The organism is Corynebacterium sp. AOP36-E1-14 (assembly GCF_052377495.1).
Lineage (GTDB): Bacteria > Actinomycetota > Actinomycetes > Mycobacteriales > Mycobacteriaceae > Corynebacterium.
The window spans coordinates 118,486-141,410 of record NZ_JBQSWV010000001.1; the positions used below are offsets into that span (position 1 = coordinate 118,486).

Here is a 22,925-nt window from a genome sequence, read left to right on the forward strand (position 1 = left end):
CGAGCCCGCCGGCGAGTCTCTCTCACCATGGCACCCGCACACGAGTCCCCGACCCACGCAGCGACCGGCCTGGTGGCGGACGTGGAGGCACTGACCTCCGCCGCGTCCCGCGCCGATCGTGTCGCCGACCTGCTCACCACCGGTGCGTCCGGCGATGGCCCGGCCGTCCCGCCCGTGCTCCCGGCCCTCGTCCCGCAGGCCGCGGGGCTGGTCGCCGCGCTGCAGCGCGCCCGCGGGCGGCAGGCGGACGCCCTGGCGGGGTTCTCCGGTTTCTACCGTGCCAGCGCCTCCTCGCTGACGACCACCGCGGTGGACCTGGCGGCCGGCGAGGCCGGCTCCGCGGCGGCCTTCTCGGGCACCTGGCAGGGGCCCGGGGCATGACCGACCTGCTCAGCCTCGTCGAACCCGTGCGCCGGCTCGTGCCAACGGCGGCGTCCGCCGGCAACCACCCGCTCGCCGCCCTGCTGGTGGACGCCGGCACGTCCGACCTGGCCGGCCAGCTGGCGAACCAGCTCCCCGGGCTGGTGGACGCCGCGCTGCGCGGCACCGCGGGCAGCGTCGCCGTCGACCGGCTCACCGGGGCAGGCACCGACACCACCGAGATCCTCCGCCTGGCCGGGGAGGTCGAGGCCGTGGCGCAGGAGGCGACGGCGGCGACCGGACGCGCGGCGGCGGACATCACGCTCATCGTCGAGCAGTGCATCCGACAGATCATGGTGGCGGTCGTCGGTGCCCCGCTCTCCCCCGGCGCCCCCGCCGCCGCGCTGCAGATCGCCTGCCTGCACCTCGCCCGCGCCCAGGAACGCCTGGACCTCCTCGGTGCCGAGCTCGCCGAACTCACCACCCGCGTCGACGTCACCGACGCCGCGCTACCCACGGTGCCGCCGTCACCGGACGCCCCGGCGTCCGCGACATCGGCGTCGCCTGGGTCCCCGGGGTCCCCACCGCCGGAGGTGGCCGTCGGCGCCGAAGCGTCCGACGTATCCGACGTGTCCGACGTGGCAGGCGCACCCACCCCGCAGGCCGCGGCGGCCGTGGAGGCGGCGAAGTCCGCGATCGGCACGCCCTACGTGTGGGGAGGCACGTCACCGGCCACCGGCGTGGACTGCAGCGGACTGACCCAGTGGGCCTACGGGCAGGCCGGGGTCGACATCCCGCGCACCGCCGACCAGCAGGCCGTCGGCACCCCCGTGGGCGCCGACGACCTCGCCCCCGGCGACCTCGTGGTGTGGGACGGCCACGTCGCCATGGTCACCGGCGACGGGCAGATGATCGAGGCCGGCGACCCGGTGCAGGTCAACCCCGTACGCACCGAGAACATCGGCATGGGTTTCCTCGGCTTCTACCGGCCGACCGCCTGAGGAGGGTGAGACCACGATGACCCACGACAACACGGGCAGGGGCCGGCTGGGCCGACGGTCGCAGCGCCGGGGCCTGGCCAGGATCGTCACCACGCCGGCCAGCGCCGAATACAACGTCGAGCAGTTCCTCGGCGAACCACCGCCGACCGTGCCACCGGTGCTGAAGGCGGAGCTGTTCACCTCCACCGGTGCACACGGTGGTCCGGTCATCGACCCGGGCCACGCTTCCCGCTAAAATCTGTCGTCATGGCAGACAACGGAATCGTCACCCTCGAGCTCGAGACCACCGCCGGCACGTACTACACGCTGTGGGCCCCAGGCTGGGTGTCGCGCGGCGAACAGTGGCAGGCGTTCCTCGGCGACGAGTCCGGGGTCTTCGCGTTCAACTCGCCGGCGGAACTGCTGGCCTGCATCACCTCGACGTCCGCCCACGACCTGGCGGACCACCCCGCCTGGGCGTCCTTCATGGACGGCGCGGAAGCGCGCGTGACCCCGCGCAAGGGCGGACGGATCAGCTTCGTCGAACTCCCCAACAACCTGGCCGGCCGTCCGTCCTTCGAGAACACCCGGACGGTGGCCAACGCCTTCCAGGTGCTGCGCTCGCTCGGCGTCGTGTGCGGCATCAACCGCATCAACCGGTGGTTCCACTCCTACTCCGTGCTGTCCAACGTCAGCCGCGGCCAGGACCACTACGCCGGGGAGAACGGGCTGGCCGAGTGGTCGAGCGTGGGACTGACCGTGCGTGACAACTGGGTCGAGCTCACCGACGACGTCGACGAGGCACTGGTCACCCCGGATCTCGGGGAGGACGCCGAGGCGCTCGTCGCCGACGCGCAGGCGCGCATCGACGCCGCCGCCGAGAAGGAGGAGGCCGGAGAGAAGGCAGGGGCGGACGAGAAGGCCGACGAGGAGATCGCTGGCACCGCAGGTGCTGCAGGTGCCGCGGCAGGCTCGGACGAGGAAGGCGCAGACGAGGACGCGGCCGACCCGTACGACGCCACCCCCTGGGGCCGGGCGGGCATCGACCCGATCCGGATCACGGTCGACGGGACCACGGTCTACACCCTGCGCTGCTACGTGGGCGACCGCTCCCCGGTGTTCCTGGGTCACCGCGGGGAGATCAACACCTTCCCGTCCTCCCGGTCACTGGTGCGCTGGATCGTCGACGCACGCGACCACGACCTCGCGGAGATGGAGACCTGGGGCGACCTGGTGACCCTGGCCAACGCCGGGGAGCTGGAGGTGGAGGTCCACCCGTCGAACGTCTACGGGTTCACCGGGCTGCGCTCCGACATCACCGAGGGTATCGAGGCCGTCGACACCGAGCAGCTGGGCCGGGCGTACGAGCTGTTGGCCGACGCCGCCGACTGGGCGCAGGACGACGGGGTCAACAAGGTGCTCCTCGCCTACCCGCGTCTGCAGGACTACATCGCCTACATGCTGGGGTCCCCCTCCGCGGCGACCCCGACGCCCCCCTTCGACGAGGAGGCGAACGGGTGGACGCGTCTGGAGGAGAACCTGACCGGCCGTTTCACCAAGTTCTGACGGTTCTGAGACTTCTGAGGCCCGGGAAACTTTCTCGCGCAGAACCCTTGACGAACACCTTTTCGAACATTACTGTTAGTTGGCAGATAGAAGATTCATGTAGGGCGGGCCAACGGAACACATGATCGAGAGGGGCGGCGGGGATGTCGGAGACGGAACCACCTGCAGGTCTGGTCGGGTCGACCACCGACCTGTGCGAGGCGCTGGACCGGCTCGATTCCGCGGTGCAGGACGTCATCGCCCACGGCCCCGAGACCTGGTCGAGGATGGACGAGTCCTCCCGGCTGCAGGCCGTGCAGAAGCTCGAACGGGCCAGGAAGAAGCTGGCCCTGGCCGATTCCTCATTCATCTCCGCCCACGAGGCGGACCTCCCCGCCGGACCACAGCGACGTGCCCGTGCACTGAGCGAGATCCTCAACACGACGCTGCGGGACGCGAAGACCCGTCTCACCGGCTGGTCCCGCACCGCCGAACGGCCGGACCCGTGGGGGCCGGACCCCACCGCGCCGCACGTCGAGCACATGCCGCACCTGACAGAACTGGTCGGTGAAGGCCTCCTCGACGCCGCCGGGGTGGAGAAAGTCGACCGTCAGATCCGGGCGCTGCCGGCCGCGATCCAGCCGGAGATCACGCGCATCGCCGACGAACCCGTCGCCGACCTCGCCAGGAAGCAGGGGCCGGACATCCTCGACTCCTTACGCAACTTCCTCCTGGACCTCGTCGGGGCCGACGAGCCCTACACCGAGAAGGACCACCGCAGGATGAGGTCGCTGACGCTCGGGCGGCAGGGCGTGGACGGGATGACACCGATCCGCGGCACCCTGACCCCGCACCTCGCGGCGTCGATGCAGCGTCTCATGGCGGACCACGCCAAGACCGGCGACCTCCTGGACGAGGACGCCGCCGCCGAGGACGACCGCACCCCGGAGCAGCGGCGTCACGACGCGCTCGCCGCCGCCGTCCACGCCGGTTACGGCCCCGGACGGGCCCTGAACCCCGGCCGCGGTGCGACGACCATCGTCGCGGTCATGCCGGTCGAACAGCTGATCGCACGGACCGGCACAGCGCTGACGGACGTGGGCGTGCACGTCCCCGCCGCGACGTTGCTGGAGGACACCGACCGCCTGGAGACCTGCCTGCAGGTTCTCGGCGTGGACGGCCGCACGCTGTGCTTCGGCCGCTCCCGCAGACTGGGGAGCCTGGACCAGTACCTCGCCCTCGTCGGCGAGGAGGGCATCAGTTCGGCACCGGGCACCGACAGCGCCCCCGCGCACTGCCACGTCCACCACATCGACGGGTGGAGCGCCGGCGGCGCGACCGACCTCGACAACCTGACGTTGGTCTCACCCGCCATGCACGCCCGGGTGGACGACTCCCGCACCAACCCGGACCGGTGGTGGACCGTCACCGCCGAAGACGGCACAGGGCGCCGGGTCATCTGGACACCGCCCGTCGGCGAGGACCCGACACGGACCGCCGTACACAACGACCACCCCACGGTGCGCCGCCACCCCGGTGCCGCGAGGCGCCGCCTCTACCGTGATCAACTGCGCAAGAGGACGGGAGAGAAGAAACCGGGGAGCAACGGGAGCAAGGACAAGGACACGACGACCAGCGGGGATCCGCCGTGACGCCTCAGCACGGGCTGGAGTAGGAGGTGTCCCCGTCCAGCAGCCGGGCGTTGCTCCCCGGGGTCGCCGCAGCGGCAGCGCACAACGCCTCCCGGTCGTCGCCGTAGTCGACGACGACCGGGTGGACCGTCGTGCCGTCCACGCCCGGCCTCAGGGAGGGACAGTGCCCGGGCTCCAGCAACACCGCCCCCGGGTTGGCCGCGACCGCGCCGTCCACCTCCGAACGGAAGGTGGGGCTATTCCCCATCACCGAGGAGACGATGAGCACCCCACGGCCGTCGCACGCCAATCCGTCGTCCGGCTCCGACTGGGGTTCCGGCTGGGGTTCCGGCTCAGACTCAGACGGGGACTCCGGCTGGGTTCGGGTTTCGGCCTGCCCGGCGGTGACCGTGACGGTCTCGGTGTCCTGCGTCGCGTCCGGGGAGGACGTCTCCGACGCCTGTTCAGACTCCGGCGAGCGTTGCACCGAGGTCAGCTCGAGGGCGGCGTCGTCCGCGGCAGTCGCGTCCTCCCCCGAACGCGCAGACCACAGTGTCAACGCCAGCACGAGCGCGGCGACCAGCACCAGGATGCCGACGACACCGGCGATGATACCGACGATAATCCACGGGCTCTGCCGCCCGCCGGGAGTCACGACCGGACTTCCCCACGTGCCGCCGACCAGGGGTAGGACGAGCGCAGCGCGAAGTACGCCCCCAGCGCCAGCAGCAGGATGCCGGCGACGAGCACCACGTACTCCCCCGGGCCCGTCGTCGTGCGGACGGAATCGAGCAGGGCCCGCAGGATCTCAGCGTCCTGCCCGCTGGGTCCGCCGTCGGTCGAGAAGAGTTCGTCGTCGACCCCCAGTGCCGTGACCAGCCCGTAGACCGCGTACCCGATGAAACCTGCTCCGCAGACGGCGACCACCACCGAAGCGATACGACGCAGCGCGGTGAATCCGATGAGCACGGCCGCAGCCAGGACGAGGAGAAGCAGACCACAGGCCAGCGACAGGAGCGTCGCGTCCACCCAGGTCTCCTGCAGCCCGATCGAGTGGAACGCACCGGTGACCGTACCGAAGCCGGAGATGGTGAACACCATGTCGGAGTCCTCAGCGCCGGTCGAGCCGGTCGCCCCGGCCGTGGCCGCGGTGATCACGGTCCTGCCCCAGGGCAGGGCGAGTCCGACTACCGCCAGCAGGGCGAGTACACCCGTCGCCGCGGCGACGACCAGGTGGTGGGTCGCCAACGCGTGGGCCTGGCCGAGCGCCACCCGCCCCTTCGACGGGGTCGCCGTCGCGTCCTGCGTGCCGGTGTCCGTCAAGCTACTGCTCCGAACGGTTGTCGGGCGCCACGATCTTGCGCACGCCCCAGATGATCTCGTTGATGCTGACCCAGGCGGCGACGTGCGCGAGGGTGAACAGCGTGGCCTTCATCACCGACAGCCCGGCGTTCACGTCGCTGGCTCCGGCGGTCAGCAGGACGATGAGCGGGTAGATCATGCCGACGACGATGACCGCCAGCAGCGAGAGGTACAGCTTCGACTCGCTGCGGGACCGCGACCCGACGCCCCAGGTGCTCGTGTCGAGCTGCGGGGTCTGGCGCTGCGCCTGTCCCTGTGCCTGACCTGGTGCCTGACCCGGCGCCTGCTGGAACTGGTTGTTCGGTGCGGCGTGCTGCGGCCCGCGGTAGCCACCGGGCACAGAGGACGCAGCGGGCTGCTGCCACGAGTTCGGCGCCGGCGCGTCCTGCGCATCCTGGTTGTCCGGGTCGTCCTGATAGTCGGGGGCGTCCTGCACGGTCTCCGTGGGGGACTCGCCCAGATCCGGGGCGTCCTGGCCGATCAGCGGTTCCTGCTCCGACACGACAGGATTCTCCCGCGTGACGTCCGGGTCGACACCCTGCCCGACGAGGTCGTATCCGCCGGACACGTTCGGCGACTGCGTGTCCGCGAGGTCGTGCAGCCACCGGATGTTGACGACGTCGTCCTGCGGCCCGTTGAGGGCGGCCTCGTAGAGGTCGCGCTTGTACGGGTCTCCGAGGATCGCCCTGGCGGTCTGCATCTGGTCTACCTCGGGCGAGTCACCGCTGAATCCCCGACCGCGCAGGTCGGACAGGCGGGAGTCGAGGACCTCCGCGATCTCCCGCGGCGGCATGTCCTTGTCGAGCTGAAGTTCGGTGTACAGGTCGTAGTTCGCCATGGGAGTCCTTGTCTCTATCGGCCGTTTCTGGTCCGTCACTGGACCGTCTCTGGTCCGTCTCTGGGGCGTTCAGGGGCACTCTAATACATCAGTCTGGCAATCGAATACCTGGAATCGAATACCTGGAATCCGGTGAGCCCTCACCTCTCCAGCCGATCAGCATACGGGCATGCCCTGGATGACGTCGAGCGCCGAGGACGCCTCGTCCACGGCCTCCCCGGTCAGCAGCATGGCGTACCGGGTACGGTCCGCGGACTCCGGGAACACCGACATCGCCCCACCGGTCTCGGCGGCATCGACCGTCCTGATCCGGCATCCGTCGTACTCGAACGGTGCAGCCCCCTCGGCGGGGACGTAGGACGCCCGGACCTCCTCGCTGCCGAAGTCGACGACGGCCATGGTCAGTCCGTCGCCGCGGCAGGTCACGCGGGCCTGTTCCTCGCCGCGGGGCTCGCCGCTGTCGCAGGTCATCCCCTGCCATCCGCTCTGCCCCTGCCGCTCAGGCAGGAGTGAGGGGAAGGCGTTGACGATCCTGGCGTCGTCGGCGTCCCACGCCGGCGTCACGACGTGGCGGTATCCCAGGAACCCGCCGACGCCGACCACCGCCAGCAGCGCGAGGACGCCGAGCACGACGACGGGCGTGCGCGCCGCGTTGCGCCGGACGGACGCCCCGGACGCAGCCGGCGACGGCGCCGCCGCCCAGTTCACCGGCACCTCGCGCGTCGGCGCGTCCTGCCGGTTGGCGGAGACAGGGGCGGCGGGAGCGGCAGGGTCGGCGAGCGCGTCGAGGAACGCCACGGCGGTCGGGTACCGGCGCCCGGGGTCGTTGTCCAGCGCCCGGCGCAGCACCGCGGTGAGGTGCGGGGCGGCCGGGCCGTCCTGCGGTGCCAGCGCGTCCGGGGTGAGCGTGGGCAGTGTCCGCTCGCCCCGCCACGCGGCCGTGGACATCGTGTCGCGGAACGCGGTGAGGGTGAGCATCTCCAGGGCGATCAGCGCGAGTGCGTAGCGGTCGGTCGCCGCACTGTAGTCCACCTTGTGTGCGCCGTAGGTGGTGGCCATGGTGAAGATCTCCGGGGCCATGTACTTCTCCGTGCCGATCACCATGCCGGTGGAGGTCACCCGGGTGTCGTCGCCGGCGATGCTGATGCCGAAGTCGGTGAGCAGTGCCGTCGTGCCCACGCTGCCGTGCGGGTCGCGGGGAAGCAGGATGTTCGCCGGTTTGAGGTCGCGGTGCACCACCGGCGGCGAGCGGTGGTGGATGTGGTCCAGGGCCTCGGCGACGGGACGCAGGATGCGGCACGCCTCGTCGACGCTGAAGCGCCGTCCGGTGCCGCGACGTTCCTCCAGCGCCTCGGCGAGGTCACCGCCGTCGACGTAGTCCATGACGAAGTAGGCGGCCGTACCGGTGGTCGACGTCGCGTCTGCGGAGTCGGCGTAGTGGATGTTGACCACCGAGGTGTGGCGGATCGTGGCCAGCGTCCTCATCTCCGCGAGGAACCGCTGGTAGCCGTCACCGGCGCCGGGCCCGCCTGGCCCGACGATCTCCGGACGGATCGCCTTCACCGCCACCCAGCGGTGCAGCCCCCGGTCGTAGGCGCGGTAGACGTGCCCCATGCCGCCCCGGCCGACCGGGGTGAGGTCGGTGAGGTTGTGCCGGGACTCGAGCTCGGCGGCGAGACCGGCGGGACCGGCTGGACCGTCCGCGCCGGTCTCTCCCCAGCCGCTCACCCGGCGTCCTCGGAGCTCCAGGTGAAGTCGCGGGAGGACACCTCGTCGCCGCTGCCGTCGATGACCCGGACGCCCGACCCGGTGAGTTCCACGCGGGAACCGTTGCCGTCGAGGGAGCGGGTCACCCACCGTCCCGCGCTGACGCGGCCCATGTCGATGTCGTACTCGGCGGACCGGTCGTTGTAGAAGCCCCGGTAGTAGAGGTCGCCGCGCTCCCCGACACGGCAGACCACCGCGTAGTCCTCGCCGTTGGTCCCGGCGTAGACCCACTCGTCGCTGGAGTTGCAGGACGCCGCGCTCACGCCGCGCCATCCCCGCGGGCTCAGGTCCGACGGGGTGCCGGGTGAGCTAGTGGTGGTCGGCGTGCTGGAGGTGGTCGGTGCGCTGGACGTGCTGGGCTCCGGCGACCGGACGGACGTCGGGGTCTCGCTCGTCTCGCTCGTCACCTCCGGCTCGGGGACGGCGGTGAACTGCAGCGGGGAGCCGCCGTCGTCGGACGCGTCGTCGGTGGTGTTGTTCCAGGCCAGCATGCCTGCGACGGCGAGCCCGACGACCACGACGACCGCGACGACCGCGACCACGGCCGCCACGATGATGCCGGTGGCGAGCCCACCTGCGCGGCCTGACTTACCTGTGTTCCCTGTGTTCCCTGTGTTCCCGGCACCGGGTTCCTGCCGCCAGGGGTTGCCGCCGGGCGCAGGCGTGCCCCAGTCGTTGTTCCCCACTCCGTCTCCTCCGTGTCTTCGCGGTCCTCTCGCCAGCCTCCGTGTCCGGGGACCGTTCAGTGTTGTTTCCTGAGAGACCAGTAGTTTTCCTGAGCATACCTGGCCAATGCAAGGCGCCTGGTCGGGGCATTGCCGTTGCGGACGGAGAATCCGGTCACCCCGCTGTTCCCGAGGGCCTTGGAGAGGTAGTCGATCTTGGTGTTCACCTTCTTCTGCGACCATCCCAGGGTCTGCTCCAGGTCCCTCACGGTCGGCACCTCGGACAGGTCCGTCCCGGGACGGCGGACCAGGGGGTCGGCGAGGGCGCACAGGAGGCGGACCTGTTCCTCGTTGAAGATCAGCTCCCCGACGGTCAGGGGCGCCCCGGCGGCGGGGCCCGTGGCGGACGTCCCGGCTGGCGGACGCAGCGTCGCGGCGACGGTGAGGTCGAGTTCGTAGGTGGTCACCGAGGTGGCGAAGACGACCGCGGACTCCCCCAGCGGCAGCGGCAGGCTCGCCCCGCGTCCCAGACGGATCTGGCTGAAGGAGTTCCTCGCCCGCGGCTGGATGTTGGCCGCCAGGCGTCCGCCGAGGTTGGTGATCATCCAGGTGCCGTCGGAGTCCCAGACCTGCAGGAAACGGCGGTGCATGAACTCGTCGTCGGAGCCGAGGGGGAACTCCGCGGCGCGGCCGAGGGTGATCGACTGACCGGGGTTGAGCGCGATCCGGTGGCCGATCTGGTCGTCGATGAGGACCTGGCCGGGCAGCAGGCTGGGAAACGTCATACCGACATGGTCCTACCGTTCGAGCTCGTGCGCCAGGGAATCAAGTTCCCCGCCACCGGCCATCTCCAGGGTGAGCTGCTCGAGGGTGACCTCGTCGCGTGCGGCGTCGAGCACGCTGCCACCCAGGTTCAGCAGGACGAAATGGTCCCCCACCAGGTACGCGTGGTGCGGGTTGTGGGTGATCAGGATGACCCCGACGCCCTCGTCGCGGGCGGCGGCGATGAACTTCAGCACCATGCCGGACTGTTTCACGCCGAGGGCGGCGGTCGGTTCGTCGAGGATCAGGACGCGCGCACCGAAGTACAGGGCGCGCGCGATGGCGACCACCTGGCGCTGGCCTCCGGACAGCGAGGCGATCGGCACCGAGACGTCCTTCAGGTCGACGCCCATGCGCTGCAGGCGCTCGGCGGTGATCTCGCGCATCTGCGCCTCGCGCAGGACGCCGAAGCGTCCGGTCATCTCCTGGCCGAGGAAGAAGTTGCGCCACACGGGCATCTGCCCGACGACGGCGAGGTCCTGGTAGACGGTCGCGATGCCGTGGTCCAGTGCGTCGCGCGGTTTGGCGAAGTTCACGGGCTCTCCGTCGACGAGGATCTCGCCGTCGGTGGGGCCGTGCAGTCCGGCGAGCGTCTTGATCAGGGTTGACTTGCCCGCACCGTTGTCGCCGAGGACGCAGGTGACGCTGCCTTCCCGCACGGACAGGTTGATGTCGTCGAGGGCGCGGAAGGAGCCGTAGCTCTTGCCGACGCCGCGGAGCTCGATTACGGGGGCGGTCTCAGGGTTGGTCACTGTCGGGCCTCCGAGTACTTCGAGAAGGAGTTGTTGGCGAGCACGGCGAGGAGCAGCACTCCGCCGAGGAAGAACTTGAACCAGTCGGGGTTCCAGCCGGCGTAGACGATGCCCTGGTTGGTCATGCCGAAGATCAGGGCGCCGATGGCGGTACCCACGGCGGTGCCCTTGCCGCCAGTCATCGCGCACCCGCCGACGACGGCGGCGATGATGTAGAGGAACTCGTTGCCCACACCCTGACCGGCCTGGATGGAGTCGAACTGGTAGAGGTTGTGCTGGCCGACGAACCAGCAGGACGCGGCGACGGTCATGAACAGGATGATCTTCACCCGGTCGACGGGAACGCCCACGGCGCGGGCGGCGTCCTTGTTCCCGCCGACGGCGAAGATCCAGTTGCCGAACCGGGTCTTGAACAGCACCCAGCTGGCCACCGCGACGAACAGCAGCCACCAGAACACGGTGACCTGCACGGTCACGCCGAAGACGTGGACCGAGCCGGCGAAGAGGCGGCGGCAGAACTCGTAGCCCTGCATGTCGGAGATCACCGGGGTGGCGACCTGGTCGTTGACCAGTTTCGTGACCGCGAGGTTGAGCCCCTGCAGCATGAGGAAGGTGGCCAGGGTGATCAGGAAGCTGGGGATGCCCGTGCGGGTGACCATCCACCCGTTGAAGAAGCCGATGGCCAGGGCGATGAGCAGTGCCAGCAGCGAGCCGACCCAGGTCTGCAGGTGGAAGTTGTAGGCGATCATCGTGGCCGCCAGTGCCGTGGTGGTCACCGCGACGCCGGTCGACAGGTCGAACTCGTCACCGATCATCAGCAGGCCCACGGCCAGCGCCACGATGCCCAGCGTGGAGGACGTGTAGAGCACGGTGGCGACCGCGTCCAGGGAGCGGAAGCTCGGGGCGACGACGAGGAAGAGGATGAAGATCGCCACCGCGCCGATGAGGCTGGCGAACTCGGGGCGGCGCAGCAGGGAGGTCAGTCGGGTCCCGATCATCGCAGGCCCTCCTTCGCGGCGTCGGCGATGGTGTCGATGTTGGATTCGTCCACGAAGCTCGGACCGGTGTACACCGGACGCCCGCCGCCGACAGTGGTGCCGTTGCGCTTGGCCAGCCACAGGGCATCGACGGCCATGTAGCCCTGCAGGTAGGGCTGCTGGTCGACGGCGAAGCTGACCCGTCCGTCGCGGATCGCGGGGACGAGCTCGGCGTTGGTGTCGAAGGTGCCGATGTTGACGTCCGCGCCGGTGGCCTCGGCCGCGTCGGCGACGACGAGGGAGACCGGTGTGACCAGGCCCATGACCCAGTCGATGGAGTTGTCCTGGGCGAGCTTGGACTGCACGGTGGACTTCACCGAGGTGAGGTCCTGGCCGTTGACGTAGAGGATCTCCACGGAGCCGTCGGTGAGGCCCTCGTCGATGCCGGCGCAGCGGGCCTCCTGGGAGGAGTTGCCCTGTTCATGGACCACGCACAGGGTCTTCTTCGCCCCCTCCTCCTGGAGACGTTCACCGGCCTTCTGGCCTGCGACGGCCTCGTCCTGACCGAAGAAGCCGGTGAGTCCGTAGCGCTCGTAGTCCTCCATGCCGGCGTTGAGGCCGACGACGGGGATGCCCGCGTCCACGGCGCGCTGGGCGGCCGGACCGATGGCGTTGGCGTTGGGCATGGTCAGCGCGATGCCGTCGACGTCGGAGTCGATGGCGGACTGCACCAGGCTGGCCTGGTTCGGCGCCTGCGGGTCCGAGCTGTAGCGCAGCTCGATGTTGTCCTTCTTGGCGGCGTCCTCCGCGCCCTTGCGCACGAGGTCCCAGTAGGTGTCGCCGGGGGCACCGTGGCTGACCATGGAGACCACGTAGCGCGGGGTGTCGACGGTGCCGCCGCCTCCCTCCCCGTCCGAGGCACGGGGTGCGCCACCGGTGGCGGAGCAGCCGGCGACGGCGAGTGCTGTGGTCAGTCCGACGGTCGCGGTGGCGGCGGTCAGGACGGTGCGGAGCCGCTTCTTGAAAGTCACAATGCGCTAGTCAATGCCTCTGAAGCGGTTAAGTCAAACCGGCTGACCTGCAGCTTTACCGATACAGTTGATCGGTTCAGGTGGCTCTACCTGCGGTGGGGCGAGCCGGTCCCCCTTTCCCCGCCCGACCCGACCACTCCGCCGCCACCTCGAGCCCTCAGGTCGATTCCCAGGCCCCGCGACGACCTGAGGGCTCAAGGTGGGAGCAGACTCCCGCCGCGCCCACCGTGTCCTGGGTTACAGCTACCCTGAAACCATGGATCCCCTCCCCGACCGCATCACCGACGAGCGCCGCCACCGCCTCAACGACGCCCTCACGTTGGCCGTGGGACAGGGACGGATCGACCTGACCGAGTTCTCCGAACTCAGCGACGCGGTCTGGTCCACCACCGACGTCGAGCGCTTCGACCGGCTCGAGGCCCTGGTGACCGGGAACGACGGACACCGCGACGTCGAGGAACTCGCCGCCAAGGCAGCGGCCCCGGTCCCCGACTTCCCCACCGTCGGGCCCCCTCCGGGCGTCCCCCAGGTGAACTCCCCCTCGCAGAACCTGTGGTTCGGCGACCTCGAACGCAGCGGCAACATGCAGCTCGCCGAGCAGGAGAAGCTCTTCCTGCTGTTCGGGGACGTCCGGCTCGACCTGCGTGAGGCGTCCCTCTCCGCCCCGACGACACATCTGCACGTCACCTCGATCTTCGGCGACGTGAAGCTCACCGTCCCACCCGGCATCCGGGTGGAGAACCGGATGTCGCTGGTCTTCGGCGACGTCAAGGCCGACCAGGGGCCGCGGCTCAGCCCGGGCGCACCCGTGGTCGTCCTCACCGGGCACGCCACCTGCGGTGACCTGAAGATCACCGTCGCCGAACCCGGCGTCCCCCTGAAGAAGAGCTGGTGGGACTGGCTGACCGGCTAGCTCTCGGTCGTGCCTTCTGTGCCTTCTTCGTCATCCTCGTCGTCGAGGCTCAGACCCAGCTCCGCGAGCTCGGCCCGCAGGTTCTCCATCGACAGCTGGACCTCCTCGACGCCGGCGCCGGCACCCGCACCATGCGCGTGGCCGTGGTCGTACTCGTCGTGCAGCCCGGTGAGCCCCGCGGCATCCCCCTCGCCACCGCCCAGGGTGCGGCCGATCTCAGCGTAGGCCGGGTAGATCACGTCCTGCTCCAGCATGGCGCGCAGCGGCTGGTCGCAGAAGGCGTTGTCCAGGGCGTTGGTCGTCATCTCCAGGAACTGCCAGTACTCCAGGCCGAAGTTCTCGGCCAGCGCGATCATCTCGCCGCTCATCGTGCAGCCGGAGACCAGCCGGTTGTCGGTGTTGACCGTGCAGGTGAAGCCCAGTTCGTAGAGCAGGTTGAACGGGTGCTCGGCGATGGTGTCGCACACACCGGTCTGCGTGTTCGAGGTCGGGCAGATCTCCAGGGGGATGCGCCGGTCACGCACGAACCTGGAGACCTCGCCGAGCGCGATACCGCTCATGGAGGCGTCGAAGTCCTCGTAGATGCGCACACCGTGGCCGATGCGCACGGCACCCTGACGCAGGCCGTCGGCGATGGACTCCACGCCGGCCGCCTCACCGGCGTGGACGGTGACGGGCACGAGGTTCTCGCGCAGGATACGGAACGCCTCGACGTGGTTCGACGGCGGGAAACCGTCCTCCGCACCGGCGATGTCGAAGCCCACGACGTAGCCGTCCGCGGGGCTGTCCACACCGTGGTTGTCGACGGTGAGCTGGGCGATCTCCGCGGCACGGTCGGCGTGGCGCATGGCGCACAGCAGCAGCCGGGCGTGGATGGTGCCGCCGCGCTCGGCGACGGCGCGCTCACCGGCCCGCGCACCTTCCACGGTGGCGTCGACGACGTCCTGCAGGCTGAGCCCCTTGGCCTGGTGCTGTTCGGGGGCGAAGCGCAGCTCGGCGTAGCAGACACCGTCTGCGGCGAGGTCCTCGACGGCCTCGCGGGTCACCCGGACCAGGGAGTCACGGGTCTGCATCACGGCGGTGGTGTGGTCGAAGGTGGTGAGGTAGGTGGGCAGGTCGCCGGAGTTGGCGGCGTCGAAGAACCACTTCTCCAGCTCGCCGGCGTCGGTGGTCGGCAGTCCCTCGTAGCCGGTCTCCGCGGCGATGTCGATGATGGTCTGCGGCCGCAGTCCGCCGTCGAGGTGGTCGTGGAGCACGACCTTGGGCAGCCGGCGGATCACGTCCGGGTCCACGGTGGCCTGCTGGGCTTCCTGGGATTCCTGGGATTCACTGTCTCGGGGGTCAGTCATGGTGACCCAGGATAGCCCCGCGCAGTCACGATGTCCGTGCCCGGCCCCGCTGGCGATAGAATAGGTGCCCGATGAACGCACACACTCTCCCCCGCCGCCGCTCCCTCACGGCCACCGTCCTCACCGCGTCGTTGGCGGTCAGCCTCGCCGGTCCGCTCGCCGCCCCCGCCTTCGCGGAGACCGGACTCAACGGCGTGGAGAAGGACGACTGGCTGCCGTTGACCGCCGACCCGGGCGCCCCGTTGCCGCCGGACCGTTTCCTCGACACGGACCGCTGCCCCTTCGCCGCGGAGCTCCCCCCGGCGTTCGACGCCGACGCACTGCCGGACGAGGGGCAGGACGCCCCGGCGCCGATCACGGTGGAGCGTCCGGACCCCGGCGGCGAGGCGCTCGACACGTGCGGCCCGGTCTCCGCACCGGGCCTGGACATGCCGGAGCGGCTCAGCCTGGGCAGCTACATGGTGTACGACGTCGACTCCGGCGACGTGCTGGCCACCAAGGACCCCTACGGGCTGTACCGTCCGGCGTCGATCATCAAGGCGTTGCTGCTGATGACCGCGCTGGACAACCTCGACATGGACCAGGTCGTCCCGGTCAGTGACGAGGCCGTGGCCGTGGACGGTTCCCAGGTGGGTGTGGGCCCGGGCGGACGCTACACCGCCCGTGAGCTGCTGCTGGGCCTGGCGATGCGTTCCGGCAACGACGCCGCGATCGCGCTCGCCGAGGCCATGGGCGGCCAGGAGGCCACGGTGGCGAAGATGCAGGAGCTGGCCGATTCGTTGGGCACGCAGGCCACCCGCGTGGTCACCGTGCACGGGCTCGACAGCCCCGGGGTGCAGACCACCGCCTACGACATGGCCCTGATCTACCGCGAGGTCTTCCAGCGGGAGGACGCCCGCGCGATCCTCGGCCAGGAGACCATGGACTTCCCCGGCTACGACGACATGGAGGGTTTCGAGCTCTCCAGCGACAACGAGATGCTGTTCAACTACCCGGGCACGATCGGCGGCAAGACCGGCTTCACCGACAACGCCCGCCACACCTTCTCGGTCGCCGCGGAACGCGACGGACGCACCCTCGGCGTGGTGCTGCTGAACTCCACGATCGCCGCAGGACGCCCCGCGGAGCAGGCCAGCGCCATTCTCGACGCCGCCTTCGCCGCCCCGGCCGACGCGTCCATCGGCACGCTCGACGCACCGGAGGAGGAACCCGCCCCGCAGGAGACCGCCGCGCAGGACGCCACGGCGCAGGACGCGTCCGATGCCTCTGACTCCCCCGACGGCGTGGACGTGCGTGCGATCGCCGGCGTCGGCATCGCCGTCCTGCTGCTCGGCGTGCTCGCCGCGGGCGCGGCGCGCTTCCGGCGCCGCTGAACGCGGCAGGAACCTACCGGCGGCGTCGGGCCCGGCCGAGCAGGCCGGCCGCGGCCGCACCGACGGCGGTGCCGATCCCGACCATCCCGACGGGGCTGAGGGAACGCGCCCCGGGCCGCACCTCCTGGCGCACGCGGATGACCGCGGCGGGCGGTGCGTCCGGCACCATCTCCGCCAGCGCCTCCGGGGTGGTCGCGGTCCAGGCGGCGAGGTAGAGCGTGACCCGCCAGACCAGGTAGAGCACGACCATCACACCGATGACCGGGCCGAAGGCCGCGCCCGCCGGGTTGGACAGCGCGTTGGAGAAGATCATCGTGGCCACCTGCTTGATGACCTCGAAGGCCACCGCCCCGATCACCGCGGCACGGGCCGCCGCCGGGCGCGGGACGCGGTACCGCGGCAGGTAGAGCATCAGCCAGAAGAAGACGATCCAGTTGGCGATCAGCGCCACGACCAGGGCCACCAGCCAGGTGATGAACCTGATGCCGGGGACGTCGCCCAGCCCGATGGCGTCCAGCGCACTCGTGGTGAAACCGCCGCCGCCGATCGCGGTCACGGCGAACGCCACCGCCAGCGCGATGAGCAGGCCGAACAGGCCGACCAGGTCGCTGATCTTGCCCTTGAGGAAGTTCTCCGCCTTGCCGGGGACCTTCCACATCTCGGAGACACCCATGCGCAGGTTGGCCATCCACCCCAGCCCGGTCCACAGGGCCAGCACGAGGCCGATGCCGAACACGCTGCCACGTTGGTCGATCGCCTGGGTGATGATGTCGTTGATCGTGTCGCCGAGCTCACCGCCCGCCGACTCGGTCACGGTGTCCATGATCTCGTCGAGCAGTTCCTCGTTGCCGGCCACGACCATCGCCACGGTCGCGAAGACCAGCATGATCAGCGGGAAGATCGACAGGACCGAGAAGTAGGTGATGCCGGCGGCGAAGTGGTTGCCACCCTGGTCGGTGTAGCGCTCGTTCATGCGCATCACGTGGTCGAACCACGGCCACTTGTCCCGGTAGCGGTCGATCGCCCCCGGGGAGTCGTCCGTGGACCGTTCGATGCCGTGGTCGTCCAACTTATCCCGGTCGGAGGCGGTGATCGTGCGAGCCATCGGAAGGACTCCTCTTGTGTATGTCTCTTGGTCTTGTGTATGTCTCTTGGTCGTCGGTATTAAAGGTCGTACCCGTGGCACCACACTAGTTCATGGCCAGCGACGTGGACCCCTACCTCAGCAACCCCATCTTCCCGTACACGTCGGCGACCACGGACTCGGCGACGACGCCGGCCTTCTGGGCTCCCCGGTCGAGGATGCGCTGCAGCTCGGCGGGGTCGGCCATGTACTCGTCGTAGCGGGCCTTCAGCGGGGTGGTGAACGCCGTGAGTGCCTCGGCGGTGTCGACCTTCAGCGCACCGTACTGCGCCCCGGCCGCCTGGTAGTCGGCGACGATGTCGTCCACGCTGCGCCGCGTGAGGGCGGACTGGATCACCAGCAGGTTGGACACACCGGGCTTGTTCTCCCGGTCGAAGCGGATCTCGCCGTCGGTGTCCGTCACCGCGGACCTGATCCGCTTGGCGGAGGTCTTCGGGTCGTCGAGCAGGTTGACCAGGCCCTTGGGGTTGTCGCCGGACTTGCTCATCTTCGCCGTGGGGTCCTGCAGGTCGTAGATCTTCGCCGCACCCTCCGGGATGAACCCGTCCGGCACCACGAACGTCTCGCCGAAGCGGGCGTTGAAGCGCTCGGCCAGGTTGCGGGTCAGTTCCAGGTGCTGGCGCTGGTCCTCGCCCACGGGCACGAGCTGCGGGCGGTAGAGCAGGATGTCCGCGGCCATGAGCATCGGGTACATGAACAGGCCGGCGGAGGTGCGCTCGGCACCACGCTTGGCGGACTTGTCCTTGAACTGGGTCATCCGCGAGGCCTCGCCGAAGCCGGTGAGGCAGGTCAGCACCCACGCCAGCTCGGCGTGCTGGGGCACCTGGGACTGCACGAAGATCGTGGACTTCTCCGGGTCGATGCCCAGCGCCAGCAGCTGCGCCACCCCGGCGAGCGTGCGCTCGCGCAGTTCGGTGGGGTCCTGGTCCACGGTGATGGCGTGGAGGTTGGGGATGAAGTAGAAGGCGTCGTACCCGTCCTGCAGGTCGATCCACTGCCGGACCGCCCCGAGGTAGTTCCCGAGGTGGTAGGAGTCCGCCGTGGGCTGGATGCCGGACAGGACGCGCTTGATCTGTGCTTCATCGCTCATGGCAGCACATGTTACCCGCGCACTTTGGCGATCCGTAGCAGTGCCTCCGCATCCGGGTCCCCCACTCCCAGCGGACGGCCCCGCGGGTACACCGCGCGCAGCATCCGACGGAAGGTCACGCCGGTCACGGGGACCGCCACGAGCTCGCCGGACGCCAGTTGCGCCGACACCGCCCGCGCGGCGATCACCGTCGGCTCCCCCATCCCGGTCACCGCGGCGCGTTGCGCGGCCAGGGAACCGAACTCCCCGGCGGGTTCGGCCAGCGGGCCCAGGGCCGCCTCCACGATCTCGCGGCTGCCCGAGCCCTGCTCCCGGGTGATCAGCGGGGTGCGGCGCAGCTGCCCCGCGGTCACCCCCGTCCCGGCCCACGGGTGTGTCGGCGGGACGACGAGGATGAGGTCGTCCACCCCGACGACGTCGGACGCCAGGCCGTGCGAGACCTCCGCGCCCTCGACGAAGCCCAGGACGCACTCCCCTCCCGCCACCGCCTCGCACACCTCGGCGCTGTTGCGCGAGCGCAACAGCAGGCGCACCGCCGGGTTCTCCCGGTGGAAGCGTGCGGCCCACGTCGGGAAGTACAGTTCGGCGACGGTGTTCGACACCGCCACGGGCAGTGAGCGCACCGCGTCCGGACGCGTCGTCGCCGCGACCGTGCGGGAGAACTCGCCCGCCGCGCCGAGCAGGTCGCGGGCGGCGTCCAGCACGGTCCTGCCCCGCTCCGTGGGCTCCGATCCCCCCACCCCGCGGCGGAAGACCACCACGCCGAGCGTCTTCTCCGCCGCGGCCACCCGGGCGCTGACCGTCTGCTGGCTCAGCCCCAGGTCACGCGCCGCGGCGGCGATGCTGCGGTGCTCGTCGACGGCGACGAGGGTGGCGATCTGGTCGACCGGCGGGACGTGGGGGTACATATGGTCACTGTACCCCGTTCCACCTGCACCGTTATCCCCGGTCCGCGTCCGCCCCGGCTACGGTCGGCAACCATGACCACCGCGACGCCCCTCCCCGCACCCGGCCCCGCCTGGGGCGGGGCGCTGATGGGAGTCTCCGTCACCGCGTCGATGGTCGGGGTCCACGTCGGGAGTGTCGCGGGCGGTGTCGTGACCGTCGTCGCCGTCCTTGTCGCCGTCGTGCTGCTCAGCGGGGGCCGAAGCTGGCGGACCACCGACCTGCCGGCCTGGTCGACGGTGACGATGGGTGTCCTGGCCCTCGGCTCCGCCGCCGACTCCACCCTCGGGTTCACCACGGTCCACCTGGTCACCTGGCTGGTCGGGACCGTCGCCGCCGTCGTCGTGTTCGTTCCGCAGACCCTGGCCCTGGTGCGCGGCAGACTGCCCCGCACGTTCCCGGCGGCGTTACCCCTGGTCACCCCGATGGTGGCCGCCACCAACGCCGCCCAGCTGGGCCACCCGCTGCCCGGTACGCTCTGTTTCGTGGCGTCGCTGCTGACCGGCGTCCCCGCCCTCTGTCTCGTCTACCTCACCGCAGGACGGCACCCGGAACCGCCGGCCGCGGCCACGGCGTGGATCCCCCTCGGCATCGTCGGTCAGAGCGCCACCGCCGCCCTGCTGCTCGCCGGGTGCACGGTCTACGCCGGTGCCGTCCTCGCCCTGGGGGTCCCCGCCGCACTGTGGGCCCTGCGGGTCCACTGGGGGACGCTGCTGCGGACCCCGCCGGCCACGTCCCTCGCCACCTACGGCCCCGCCTGGTGGTCCTGCACCTTCCCCGTCGGCACCTGCAGCCTGGGCACCCACCACCTGTCCCTCGCCACCGGTGCCGCCTGGCTGGACGGGGTCAGCGCCGTGCTGCTCGCACTGCTCGTGCTGCACGTCGCCCTCGCCACGGCGGGACTGGCAGGTCAGCTGTACGTGACCAGCACCGGCGAGTGGTCGCTCCAGCGCAGGTCGTAGTGCTCCGCCCGGTCCACCCAGGCGGCCTCGACGCGGTCCATCAGGTCGGACGTCGCGGCCTGGTAGTCGATGCGCCAGCCGGCGCCCGTGTCGAAGGCCTTGCCACGCCACGTCCACCACGAGTACGGGCCGTCCTCGTCCGGGTGGAGCCGACGCAGGGCGTCGAACCAGCGCGGTTCCTGCGCCGCCTGCGGCGCCGCCCCGGCGGGGACGTACTCCACCGCGCCGACGTAGTCGGACGGCTGACCCGCCGGGTTGCCGGTGCGTCCTGCGTCGGTGGGGTCGCCGACCTGCGTCGCCCCGTCGGGGAAGGTGCCGAACACCGAGTCCATGAACGCGCGTTCGGACGGCAGGAACCCGGACTTCTTCCGGTTGGGACGCCAGTTCTTCAGGTCCTGACGCCGGTGGCAGATGTTCCAGTCCCCGCCCACGACCATCTGCGGGTGTACCGCGGCCTGCTGCTCCAGGTAGGGGCCGAAGACGTCGAGGAAGCGGAACTTCTCGTCCTGCTTCGCGGTCCCCTCCGCGCCGGACGGCAGGTAGACGCTGGCCACGCGCAGGCCGGCGGTGGTGGCCTCGATGTAGCGTCCGGCGTCGTCGAACTCGGTGCTGAAGCCCTCCCCGAAACCGACCTGCACGTCCTCGATCGCATGGCGCGACAGGACGGCGACCCCGGCGCGTCCCTTCGCCGCGGCTTCCGCCTGCACCAGATGCCAGCCGGCCTCCAGTGCCGGGGCCAGCGCCTTCTGCGTCTGCTCCGGGGTGGCGCGCACCTCCTGCAGCAGCACCACCTCCGCCGGGGTGGACTCCAGCCACGGCAGGATCCCATGGTTGTCCTCGTTGCGGACCTTCGCGGCGGCACGGATGCCGTTGACGTTGACGGTGGCGACTGTGATGCTCATGCCCTAGACACTAGCGGGCGGTGTCCCGGCACGACGGCGCAGGAGGTAGGTCGGCACGAAGACCGCGATACCGCACAACGCCATGCCCATGCCCGCCAACGCCGGTGCCGAGTAGGAGTACCCGGCGCTGATCACCGCGCCACCGACGGCCGCACCGGCGGCGTTGGCCAGGTTCAGCGCGGAGTGGTTCATCGAGGCGGCGAGGTTCTGCGCGTCCCCGGCGACGTCCATCAGACGGGTCTGCAGGTTGATCGTCATCACCGAGCCGGACATGGCGATCAGCCCGAAGTTCACGATGGCCAGCCAGGCGACCGAGCTCGTGAAGTAGAACGCGCCGAGCATGACCACCATGGCCACCAGGGAGCCGAAGATCGTGCCCTCCACGTTGACGTCCGACAGCCGGCCGCCCACGTAGGTGCCGGCGACCATGCCCACGCCGTAGACCATGAGCACCAGCCACATGAAGCTCTCCGGGAAGCCCGCGCGCTCGGTCATCGTCCAGGAGATGTAGGTGTATACGCAGAACATGCCGCCGAAGCCGACCGTGCCGAGCAGCAGCGTGAGCATCACCTGCGGGTTCACCAGGGCACTGAGCTCGGTCGCCGGACGCGTCGCCGGCATCATCGTCATGTGCGGCAGCGAGTACCACAGGCCGACCAGGGTGACCAGGCCGATCACCGCGACCAGGGCGAAGGCGGCGTTCCAGCCGAGCTGCTGGCCGATCCACTGTGCGGCGGGCACGCCGGCGACGGTGGCCACCGACAGCCCCATCGACACCTGCGCCACCGCACGGCCGCGCTTGCCCGGGTCCGCCATGGACGCGCCGATCAGCGCGGCGGCGGCGAAGTAGGCGCCGTGCGGGATGCCGGCGATGAACCTCGACAGCATCAGCAGCCCGTAGGAGCCGGCGAGCACGCTGAGCGCGTTGCCCACGGTGAACGCCGCCATGAGGATCAGCACCAGCCGACGCCGCGGCATCGACCCGGTCAGCGCCGTGATCACCGGGGCGCCGACGACCACACCCAGGGCGTAGGCGGTGATGACGTGCCCGGCGGTGGCCTCGGAGATGGAGAAGTCGTCGGCGATGTAGTTCAGCAGACCCATCGCGACGAACTCGGTGGTGCCGATGCCGAACCCGCCGAGGGCGAGCATGAGGATCGCGATGGGGCGCCGGCGGCGCCCCATCTCCGTCTGCCGTGGCAGCGGACGACGGTGCGGACGCGGCAGGTCGGTGAGCCGCTTCAGGCGCGACGGCGCGGTGTCGGTTTCGGTCACGGGTGGCTCCTCGGTCAGTAGTTCACGGTCACAGTCAATGATCAACCCGTATCGATTCAGATATATTCCAGGCGTCTGTCGGGGAGATTTCACTGATACCGAGATAACGGTCTCTCCCCGGGTGTAGGGTATCGGGCGCCTTCTTTCGTCCCGGAGCCAACCCTCGCCCGCCGACGCGACCGGCATTGCCGTATCATCGCGATGGTAGATGCCCGGGCGGAACCTTTCCACAGGAAGGACCC

23 protein-coding genes are annotated in these 22,925 nt (G+C 70.3%); 8 read left to right on the forward strand and 15 right to left on the reverse strand.

Annotated features, from left to right (window positions below):
- Nucleotides 1-27: 27 nt before the first annotated feature.
- The 5 genes from ACT3TD_RS00520 (at nucleotide 28) to ACT3TD_RS00540 (ending at nucleotide 4,537) form a co-directional block, all read left to right on the forward strand.
- Nucleotides 28-381, forward strand: coding sequence for a hypothetical protein (locus ACT3TD_RS00520; RefSeq protein ID WP_301442758.1), 354 nt, complete (start codon nucleotides 28-30; stop codon nucleotides 379-381).
- The gene (locus tag ACT3TD_RS00525; RefSeq protein ID WP_441578782.1) at nucleotides 378-1,361 is read left to right on the forward strand and encodes a C40 family peptidase; all 984 of its coding nucleotides are present in this window, start codon (nucleotides 378-380) and stop codon (nucleotides 1,359-1,361) included. The genes ACT3TD_RS00520 and ACT3TD_RS00525 overlap by 4 nt, the downstream gene beginning before the upstream one ends.
- Before the next feature lie 16 nt (nucleotides 1,362-1,377).
- A complete protein-coding gene (locus tag ACT3TD_RS00530; RefSeq protein ID WP_301442868.1) occupies nucleotides 1,378-1,596 on the forward strand; it encodes a hypothetical protein in 219 nt (72 codons plus the stop codon).
- Nucleotides 1,597-1,607: 11 nt separating this feature from the next.
- Nucleotides 1,608-2,906, forward strand: a complete 1,299-nt coding sequence (locus ACT3TD_RS00535) for a hypothetical protein (protein WP_301442867.1) — start codon at nucleotides 1,608-1,610, stop codon at nucleotides 2,904-2,906.
- A gap of 143 nt (nucleotides 2,907-3,049) precedes the next feature.
- Nucleotides 3,050-4,537: an HNH endonuclease signature motif containing protein gene (locus ACT3TD_RS00540; RefSeq protein WP_301442866.1), complete on the forward strand. Its 1,488-nt coding sequence runs from the start codon at nucleotides 3,050-3,052 to the stop codon at nucleotides 4,535-4,537.
- A 4-nt stretch (nucleotides 4,538-4,541) separates the two neighbouring features.
- Here the strand turns inward: ACT3TD_RS00540 and ACT3TD_RS00545 are convergent, their stop codons facing one another.
- From ACT3TD_RS00545 to ACT3TD_RS00585, 9 genes are all read right to left on the reverse strand, one after another.
- Complete coding sequence (locus ACT3TD_RS00545; protein WP_301442865.1) at nucleotides 4,542-5,171, reverse strand: hypothetical protein; 630 nt, start codon at nucleotides 5,169-5,171, stop codon at nucleotides 4,542-4,544.
- Nucleotides 5,168-5,839 carry a hypothetical protein gene (locus ACT3TD_RS00550; protein ID WP_441578783.1) on the reverse strand — a complete coding sequence of 224 codons (672 nt, stop codon included), beginning with the start codon at nucleotides 5,837-5,839 and terminating at the stop codon, nucleotides 5,168-5,170. Before ACT3TD_RS00550 ends, ACT3TD_RS00545 begins: the two co-directional genes overlap by 4 nt.
- 1 nt (nucleotide 5,840) lies before the next feature.
- The gene (locus ACT3TD_RS00555) at nucleotides 5,841-6,716 is read right to left on the reverse strand and encodes a hypothetical protein (protein WP_301442863.1); all 876 of its coding nucleotides are present in this window, start codon (nucleotides 6,714-6,716) and stop codon (nucleotides 5,841-5,843) included.
- A 156-nt stretch (nucleotides 6,717-6,872) separates the two neighbouring features.
- A complete protein-coding gene (locus ACT3TD_RS00560) occupies nucleotides 6,873-8,444 on the reverse strand; it encodes a serine/threonine-protein kinase (protein ID WP_301442862.1) in 1,572 nt (523 codons plus the stop codon).
- Entirely contained in the window at nucleotides 8,441-9,169 is a 729-nt protein-coding gene (locus ACT3TD_RS00565; protein ID WP_441578784.1) for a hypothetical protein, read from the reverse strand. Before ACT3TD_RS00565 ends, ACT3TD_RS00560 begins: the two co-directional genes overlap by 4 nt.
- Before the next feature lie 56 nt (nucleotides 9,170-9,225).
- Nucleotides 9,226-9,933 carry a hypothetical protein gene (locus ACT3TD_RS00570; protein WP_301442860.1) on the reverse strand — a complete coding sequence of 236 codons (708 nt, stop codon included), beginning with the start codon at nucleotides 9,931-9,933 and terminating at the stop codon, nucleotides 9,226-9,228.
- A 12-nt stretch (nucleotides 9,934-9,945) separates the two neighbouring features.
- The gene (locus ACT3TD_RS00575; RefSeq protein WP_301442859.1) at nucleotides 9,946-10,722 is read right to left on the reverse strand and encodes an ATP-binding cassette domain-containing protein; all 777 of its coding nucleotides are present in this window, start codon (nucleotides 10,720-10,722) and stop codon (nucleotides 9,946-9,948) included.
- A complete protein-coding gene (locus tag ACT3TD_RS00580) occupies nucleotides 10,719-11,720 on the reverse strand; it encodes an ABC transporter permease (protein ID WP_301442858.1) in 1,002 nt (333 codons plus the stop codon). Before ACT3TD_RS00580 ends, ACT3TD_RS00575 begins: the two co-directional genes overlap by 4 nt.
- Nucleotides 11,717-12,700: a substrate-binding domain-containing protein gene (locus ACT3TD_RS00585; protein WP_441578790.1), complete on the reverse strand. Its 984-nt coding sequence runs from the start codon at nucleotides 12,698-12,700 to the stop codon at nucleotides 11,717-11,719. Before ACT3TD_RS00585 ends, ACT3TD_RS00580 begins: the two co-directional genes overlap by 4 nt.
- Nucleotides 12,701-12,986: 286 nt before the next feature.
- Between ACT3TD_RS00585 and ACT3TD_RS00590 the strand changes: the two genes are divergently transcribed.
- Nucleotides 12,987-13,643: a LiaF domain-containing protein gene (locus ACT3TD_RS00590; protein ID WP_441578785.1), complete on the forward strand. Its 657-nt coding sequence runs from the start codon at nucleotides 12,987-12,989 to the stop codon at nucleotides 13,641-13,643.
- Here ACT3TD_RS00590 and ACT3TD_RS00595 read toward each other — a convergent pair.
- On the reverse strand, nucleotides 13,640-14,992 hold the full coding sequence (locus tag ACT3TD_RS00595) for an adenosine deaminase (RefSeq protein WP_301442486.1): 1,353 nt from the start codon (nucleotides 14,990-14,992) through the stop codon (nucleotides 13,640-13,642). The genes ACT3TD_RS00590 and ACT3TD_RS00595 overlap by 4 nt on opposite strands.
- Nucleotides 14,993-15,063: 71 nt before the next feature.
- Here ACT3TD_RS00595 and ACT3TD_RS00600 point away from each other — a divergent pair, with 71 nt between their 5' ends.
- On the forward strand, nucleotides 15,064-16,365 hold the full coding sequence (locus ACT3TD_RS00600) for a D-alanyl-D-alanine carboxypeptidase family protein (RefSeq protein ID WP_301442485.1): 1,302 nt from the start codon (nucleotides 15,064-15,066) through the stop codon (nucleotides 16,363-16,365).
- A gap of 13 nt (nucleotides 16,366-16,378) precedes the next feature.
- On the opposite strand, the gene ACT3TD_RS00605 is transcribed toward ACT3TD_RS00600, so the two are convergent.
- From ACT3TD_RS00605 to ACT3TD_RS00615, 3 genes are all read right to left on the reverse strand, one after another.
- Complete coding sequence (locus ACT3TD_RS00605) at nucleotides 16,379-17,470, reverse strand: YhjD/YihY/BrkB family envelope integrity protein (RefSeq protein WP_301442484.1); 1,092 nt, start codon at nucleotides 17,468-17,470, stop codon at nucleotides 16,379-16,381.
- Nucleotides 17,471-17,582: 112 nt separating this feature from the next.
- Nucleotides 17,583-18,599, reverse strand: coding sequence for a tryptophan--tRNA ligase (gene trpS / locus ACT3TD_RS00610; RefSeq protein WP_444614743.1), 1,017 nt, complete (start codon nucleotides 18,597-18,599; stop codon nucleotides 17,583-17,585).
- Nucleotides 18,600-18,610: 11 nt separating this feature from the next.
- On the reverse strand, nucleotides 18,611-19,507 hold the full coding sequence (locus ACT3TD_RS00615) for a LysR family transcriptional regulator (RefSeq protein ID WP_301442482.1): 897 nt from the start codon (nucleotides 19,505-19,507) through the stop codon (nucleotides 18,611-18,613).
- A 72-nt stretch (nucleotides 19,508-19,579) separates the two neighbouring features.
- Here ACT3TD_RS00615 and ACT3TD_RS00620 point away from each other — a divergent pair, with 72 nt between their 5' ends.
- Nucleotides 19,580-20,506: an SLAC1 family transporter gene (locus ACT3TD_RS00620; protein WP_441579703.1), complete on the forward strand. Its 927-nt coding sequence runs from the start codon at nucleotides 19,580-19,582 to the stop codon at nucleotides 20,504-20,506.
- On the opposite strand, the gene ACT3TD_RS00625 is transcribed toward ACT3TD_RS00620, so the two are convergent.
- Entirely contained in the window at nucleotides 20,455-21,408 is a 954-nt protein-coding gene (locus ACT3TD_RS00625; RefSeq protein ID WP_301442480.1) for an exodeoxyribonuclease III, read from the reverse strand. The genes ACT3TD_RS00620 and ACT3TD_RS00625 overlap by 52 nt on opposite strands.
- Before the next feature lie 3 nt (nucleotides 21,409-21,411).
- Entirely contained in the window at nucleotides 21,412-22,593 is a 1,182-nt protein-coding gene (locus ACT3TD_RS00630; protein ID WP_301442488.1) for an MFS transporter, read from the reverse strand.
- Between the last annotated feature and the right edge of the window lie 332 nt (nucleotides 22,594-22,925).